This is a genomic window from Sporosarcina sp. SAFN-010 (assembly GCF_059415065.1).
This window is the reverse complement of sequence record NZ_JBPFDS010000002.1, coordinates 243,979-250,039: the sequence shown is the minus strand read 5'-3', so window position 1 is coordinate 250,039 and position 6,061 is coordinate 243,979. Positions and strand designations below refer to the sequence as shown.

General features: G+C 43.7%; 6 protein-coding genes. 4 read left to right on the top strand and 2 right to left on the bottom strand.

Features of this window, described 5'->3' with window-relative positions:
* A partial coding sequence (locus tag ACR65F_RS04120) for a hypothetical protein (protein ID WP_440503375.1) occupies positions 1-202 on the top strand: 202 nt, incomplete at its 5' end.
* Here ACR65F_RS04120 and ACR65F_RS04115 read toward each other — a convergent pair.
* A complete protein-coding gene (locus tag ACR65F_RS04115) occupies positions 169-1,050 on the bottom strand; it encodes an SDR family oxidoreductase (protein ID WP_039042704.1) in 882 nt (293 codons plus the stop codon). The two genes, ACR65F_RS04120 and ACR65F_RS04115, sit on opposite strands and share 34 nt — an antisense overlap.
* 132 nt (positions 1,051-1,182) lie before the next feature.
* Between ACR65F_RS04115 and ACR65F_RS04110 the strand changes: the two genes are divergently transcribed.
* Together ACR65F_RS04110 and ACR65F_RS04105 are read left to right on the top strand one after the other, a co-directional pair.
* Entirely contained in the window at positions 1,183-1,965 is a 783-nt protein-coding gene (locus ACR65F_RS04110; protein WP_039042705.1) for a GGDEF domain-containing protein, read from the top strand.
* Complete coding sequence (locus tag ACR65F_RS04105) at positions 1,962-3,263, top strand: glycosyltransferase family 2 protein (protein ID WP_440503374.1); 1,302 nt, start codon at positions 1,962-1,964, stop codon at positions 3,261-3,263. Before ACR65F_RS04110 ends, ACR65F_RS04105 begins: the two co-directional genes overlap by 4 nt.
* Positions 3,264-3,335: 72 nt before the next feature.
* Here ACR65F_RS04105 and ACR65F_RS04100 read toward each other — a convergent pair whose 3' ends face one another.
* Positions 3,336-4,985 carry a sensor domain-containing protein gene (locus ACR65F_RS04100; RefSeq protein WP_440503373.1) on the bottom strand — a complete coding sequence of 550 codons (1,650 nt, stop codon included), beginning with the start codon at positions 4,983-4,985 and terminating at the stop codon, positions 3,336-3,338.
* A 128-nt stretch (positions 4,986-5,113) separates the two neighbouring features.
* Here ACR65F_RS04100 and ACR65F_RS04095 point away from each other — a divergent pair, with 128 nt between their 5' ends.
* Complete coding sequence (locus tag ACR65F_RS04095; RefSeq protein WP_440503372.1) at positions 5,114-6,013, top strand: EamA family transporter; 900 nt, start codon at positions 5,114-5,116, stop codon at positions 6,011-6,013.
* Positions 6,014-6,061: the final 48 nt, after the last annotated feature.

Genomic DNA, 6,061 nt, shown 5'->3' with positions numbered 1-6,061 from the left:
CAAGATGGATGAATTAATCGGCATCGGGACACAATTCAACTACGTTAAGGGATTAATTGGGTGCGCTGCGCTTGTTTTTAGTGGGCTATCTCACTATGCTCAGTTTGCATTCTTATCCAATGAAAAAAGCAGCGATCTTCAACAGAAGTCGCTGCTTTTCATAGTGATTTACGATCCAACAAAATCTCCGCCATCGACGTGAATCGTTTGGCCAGTCATATAGCTAGAATCGTTCGAAGCGAGAAACACGTAAGCGGGTGCGTTTTCAGCGGGCTCGCCGCGACGCTTCATCGGTGTATCGTCTCCGTGCTTTTCAACGGTCTTCGCATCGAACGTCGAAGGGATGAGTGGTGTCCAAATCGGACCAGGTGCGACTGCATTCACACGAATTTTTTGGTCTGCTAAGTTCAATGCTAGTGAGCGCGTGAATGTTGTGATAGCCCCTTTGGTTGCCGAGTAATCAAGCAATCCGGGAGAACCATTGTAAGCGGTGACTGAAGATGTGTTGATAATCGAGCTTCCTTCCTTCATATGTGGCAAAGCGAATCTAGTTAAATAAAAGAGTCCGAAAAAGTTTGTTTCAAAAGTCTCGCGTAATTGGTCCCCGGAAATATCAAGCAGTGATTTTTGTGGGAATTGTTTTCCGGCGTTATTCACGAGCACATCGAGACCGCCAAATTCTTCAACGACTGCGTCCACTAATGTTTCACAGTTTTCCTCTTCACTAATGTCTATTCTTTTTGCAAACGCCTTCCCACCGTATTTCTTAATAAGTTCAACGGTTTTATCCGCATCGACATCTTCTTCAGGACTTAAGTAAGCAATCGCGACATCTGCGCCTTCTTTTGCGAAAGCGACGGCAACTGCACGACCGATTCCGCTGTCTCCTCCAGTGATCAGCGTTTTCTTCCCGGCTAACTTTCCGGAACCTTTATACAATTCATCATCGTAAATCGGCTGAGGTGACATCTCCTCTTCCACGCCAGGTTGCTGTTCCTGTGTCTGGGGTTTTACGTTTTCATCAATCTTTTCGTATTTGTCTTTTGTCATCTGCAAAATCCTCCTAACAGGGTATCTAGTCAAAGTATTCCCATAAGAAGCACTAGCAAACCTCATGTGTTTTTGAATATACTATTAGGGAAGAGTAAGATTAATAGTAGTATCAAATGGGGGGATGTTGATGTGAAGAGTGTTACCCTATGGCAACGACTACAAATGCCGGTAGCTGCAACCGTTTGGCTAGCATCTGCTGTGGTGTTACTATGGTTGCAAAGTGATCAGAATTCATTGTACGTAATGCTTGGTTTTGTTGGAGTAGCCGCCCTGTTTTTTATGGTGACTGACCGCATGGCTTTTTTCGCTTTTATATTATTAACGCTAACAACAGTCTTCTATTTTTTGTACCGGGCATTTACAGAAGGATGGTCTCCAGGTGAGCAAGCGGCCGGCATTGGTACGCATTTTTTATTTTTACTGCATCTCTTTGCTCTTTACAGTATTGCAAAGTACGTGTATTCGTATCGGTCAGAAAATAGAGCCTTGAAAAATCGTCTCGAAGAGTTACAAGAATATATTTCTGAACATGGCGTATTGACGAAAAGAGAATTCGAAAAGCAATCATCCTTAGTGTTGTCTACAATGGCGCGGCATGGGGAGCCCGGCTATTTCGTTCAAGTGGATTTATCGGAAATTCGAAAAGTGGCACGCAAACAAGCACTGATTGCTTGCTCGTCAGTCATCTTCGGCACATTGCGGAAGCATTATGATCTTGTAGGGCATTTTGATGACAAAACGATTGTTGTGTTATTGCAGAATATAAGTGATGAAGGATTCAAGATTGTCGAAGGACGGTTAAAAGAAGCAATGCAACGACAAATCGAAGAGGGTGCATTTGAGCAGATTAACTGGAACGTCCGTCAAATCGAAGGGGAGCATTCCATTGAAGAATTGTTGGTGATTCGATGAATAAGCGTCTTCTAATTCTGCTCAGCTTAGCTATCGTTTTTCTTATAGGTCTTGTCTTGGCGGCGATTTTAAATGTAAGAATCCTATTGTTTTTCACAACTGCTTTGTTTTTAACATTATTAGGTTACTACTCACTATTGACACTAGCGGGACTATACAATCGATTAAAGAGGCAGGAGATTCCGGAACTGGAGTCATATCCTGGCGTTGATATCTTAATTCCCGCGCATAACGAAGGAGTCGTTATCAAAGATACGATCGAAGCGATGACGGCACTTAATTATCCGGGAGATTTGCAAATATATGTGTTGAACGATAATTCGTCAGATGAAACCGGAGACATTGCAGGAGATTTTGCAACAACCTTCAAAAACGTCCACCATATTCAGGTACCACCTGGAGAACCGCGTGGGAAATCGCGTGTGCTCAACCATGGATTGAGTATTTCATCAAATAAATATTATTGCGTCTATGACGCGGATAATCAGCCTGATTCCGAAGCACTCATTAAGCTGGTTGCGACGGCTGAGAAAAACAAGCAGTCTGCAGGCGCTGTTGGCTACGTGAGGACGATTAACGAACAAAAGAATTGGCTGACCCGTATGATTTCAATTGAGTTTCAAGTGTTTCAATTGCTCATGCAATCGGGGCGTTGGCAGTTGTTTAAAACGGGCTCTTTGACAGGAACGAATATGCTCGTTAAACGCAGTGTTATAGAAGAACTGGGTGGATATGATCCATACGCCATTGCGGAGGACGCAGAACTGACACTTCGGATCACGAAGGCGGGATATTATTTACCGATTGTCCCTGATTCCATCACGTGGGAGCAGGAGCCTGAAACGCTAGGAGTCTACTTGAAACAACGTACACGTTGGTTGCAAGGGAACTTATACATTGTTGAAAAGACATTAACGGAACCGGGCTATTTCAAAGGGAAGTTACTCGTCCATTCGATTCACCAGTTACTTGTTTACGTAATCTTTTGGTTGTTCCTTATCATTTCGTATGTGTGGTTTGCTCTTGGAATCTTGGATATCTTCTATATCGAGTATACGTATCCATTGCTGTTCATCTGGTATCTAGCATACATCGTGTACACGACGCAGCTGTTTGCCGCCCAAGCGACACAACGGACCTTTACGCCACTCAATGTGTTCATCAGCGTCATCATGTATTTCACGTATGCTCAGCTATTTTCGTATTTGTTCGTGCGGAGCCTGATTTTGTATGTGAAAGCGAAAAAGAATCGCCAAGTGATTGGGTGGGATAAGACGCAACGATTCAAATCGAAATGACAACCTACTTCATAAAAAAGAGCAATTCCGCTTGCCTGGTGAGGGCGTTCGGAAAAGCTCTTTTTGTTAGGTTCATTTCAATAGAGTTTCTGCAGGCACAGGCGCACCGATGTAATAGCCTTGGACCGCGTCAATTCCCATCGTTTTTAGCAAGTCGTATTGTGCTTTATGTTCGACTCCCTCTGCGATTGTATAAAGACCCATCGACTTACTGAATTGGATCATCCCTTCAACAAGTTGCTGCGTTTTCGGATGCGTCAGCAGGCTGTTCATGTAAACTTTGTCAATTTTCACTTTTGAAATCGGCAAATGTTGCATATAGCGGAATGACGCATAGCCTGTACCAAAGTCATCGAGGATGAATTCAACACCAGCATCTTGTAATTCTTTCATCTGCTGAATGATGGATTGCTCTTCTTCAGCTTGGAACGCGAACTTCTCCGTGATTTCCAACTCAAGCTGATTGGGACGACAAGACGTTTCTTGCAGGATACTGAGAATGTTGTCTTTCATCGGGTTGTTGGAAAACTCACGAACGGATGTGTTAACTGAGACGTGGGGGTTACCTTCCTTCTCTTCCAACTTTACAGCTAATTGTGCTGCTTCGGTTAGTACATACGCACCGATATTGGCAATTAGCCCATTTGCTTCTGCAATTGGAATAAGCTCATCGGGTGTTACAGTGCCAAGCTCGTCGTCTTCCCATCTTACAAGTGCTTCGTAGACCGAGATTTTCTCTGAAGCAATGTCATATTGTGGCTGATAGACGACTTGCAACGCGTTATGGTCAAGTGCGGTTAACAATTTACGATTAATGAGAGAACGGCGGTCAAGCACCTTGTGAGAGGAAGCGGACAAAGAAACAATTTTACCGCCGCCTTGCTGCCGGACTTCCTCCAACGTCATTGCGGATGCTTCGATCAAATTCACAAAGCTTTTTTGGTCTTCTGGGTAGCGTGCAATCCCGCCGCTTATCGAAAGAGGCAATGCTTCGTTGCCCACATAGATAGGCTGTTGCTCGAGGAACTCCAAGAATCCTTGGACGTACCAGTCGCCAAAAGGTGTCAGTATAACAAATTGACTACCCCCGACACGTGCAATGGGATTATCTTGGAAGTAGCGTTTTAGACGGTTTGCAAAGGCTTGAGTGAGCTCTGTTTCAGCTGTTCCCGCCTGAAGTTCTTTAAGTGTGTAATAATGATCGATGGACAAATAGACAAACGAGAAACTTTTTTCTTCTTTGATCATTTCATTTACAAGGACTTCTAACTTATGGCGACTCATTAAGCCAGTTTCTACATCGATGAAGGCAATCTGTTCGAGACGCTCTTTCAAATGTACTTCTTCGGTAATATCCAGTTCAAGGAACATAGTGCTTTCTAGCATACCATCCTCTGTCATGGAAGGGACGGCGAGTAAATTCGTATAGTACGTCTCACCCGAGCGTTTCAGCTTTTGAGCAGTACCGAACCAGGTTTTACCTTCTTTGAGCTGTTCCCAAATCATATGGATAGCATCTTGTGCTTGCTTGGATTCATCAAACATTTGCCAAATGGTTTTACCTAAAATTCGTTTAGGCGTCCAGTTACTCACGTTCAGAAAATTTTTATTTACCGAAATTACGAGACCTTCAGCATCAGTTCGGGTTACCATATAGTAATGATCGAGACTGCGACGGATATCGGGTAAGCCTAGATCATTCTGTTCTCGTGAGATGGTCATGCCGCGTTCCCCTTTCAACTAGTTCATAAGACTAGTATATAGGAAAACTAAGAACTTTTCACCTATAAATGAAAATAAAAATAGAGTAATTTGATATAGGTAGACTTTATAGAAATGAAGGTGGATTAATGGAACGGATAAAAGGACTAGCGATGATTATTATCGGAGCATCATTATGGGGACTATCAGGTCCGATGATGGAATGGACGCTTGAGCATAGTAAGATGTCCGTTTCATTTTTGCTGACAGTTCGACTACTCATAGCGGGATTGTTGCTACTTGCTTATTTGAAAATTAAAGGAAAACAAGTGACACGACCTTGGCGCCAAAAAGTATGGGCACGCCAAATGCTGATATTCGGAGTTGTAGGTATGCTAGGTGTCCAGTTTTCATTCACTTCAGCAATCGCACAGAGTAATGCAGTTATTGCAACACTGTTCCAATTCCTATCGCCAATCTACGTCATCCTATTCGTTTCGATACGGCAGCGATTCGTCCCGCCTGTAGCGCAAATCATCGGCATGTTTGTCACATTAGGTGGCCTATTCCTCTTGCTGACAAATGGCTCGTTATCCGGGTTCAGTTTAAGTCCGAGTGCTGTATTCTGGGGAGTTGCAGTAGGATTCGCATTTACATTCTATACGCTTTATCCAGTTCGTCTCATGCAGGAATGGGGCGTCTTGCTATCAATCGGTTGGGCGATGGTTATCGGAGGAGCCGCATTGCTGATTACGAACCCTGTCATGATGATTCGGGATTTCCAATATTTGTTTGACTGGAAAATTGCAATGATGTTGCTTGGAATCATCGTCGTGGGTACGGTGGCTTTCTTGCTGTTCCTCGCTAGCATGAAGTTCATATCTCCGATTGAAACAAGTATTCTCTCAAGTTTCGAACCGCTGACGGCGATGATCGTATCAGTTATCTGGCTCGGTGCCGTTCTTGGCGTTTGGCAACTTACGGGTGCTGTCGTGATGCTGCTTGGGGTTACAGGAATCTCCATTGCCGGGGGACGAGTGAAAACGTAATCTATTAGAACGCTCTCTTTTGAGAGTGTTTTTTTTATCAATTCTTTA

Bases quoted from the DNA above. Each gene is read 5' to 3' on its own strand.
- ACR65F_RS04115 (WP_039042704.1), bottom strand. From the start codon at position 1,050: ATGACAAAAGACAAATACGAAAAGATTGATGAAAACGTAAAACCCCAG.
- ACR65F_RS04105 (WP_440503374.1), top strand. From the start codon at position 1,962: ATGAATAAGCGTCTTCTAATTCTGCTCAGCTTAGCTATCGTTTTTCTT.
- ACR65F_RS04100 (WP_440503373.1), bottom strand. From the start codon at position 4,985: ATGACCATCTCACGAGAACAGAATGATCTAGGCTTACCCGATATCCGT.
- ACR65F_RS04095 (WP_440503372.1), top strand. From the start codon at position 5,114: ATGGAACGGATAAAAGGACTAGCGATGATTATTATCGGAGCATCATTA.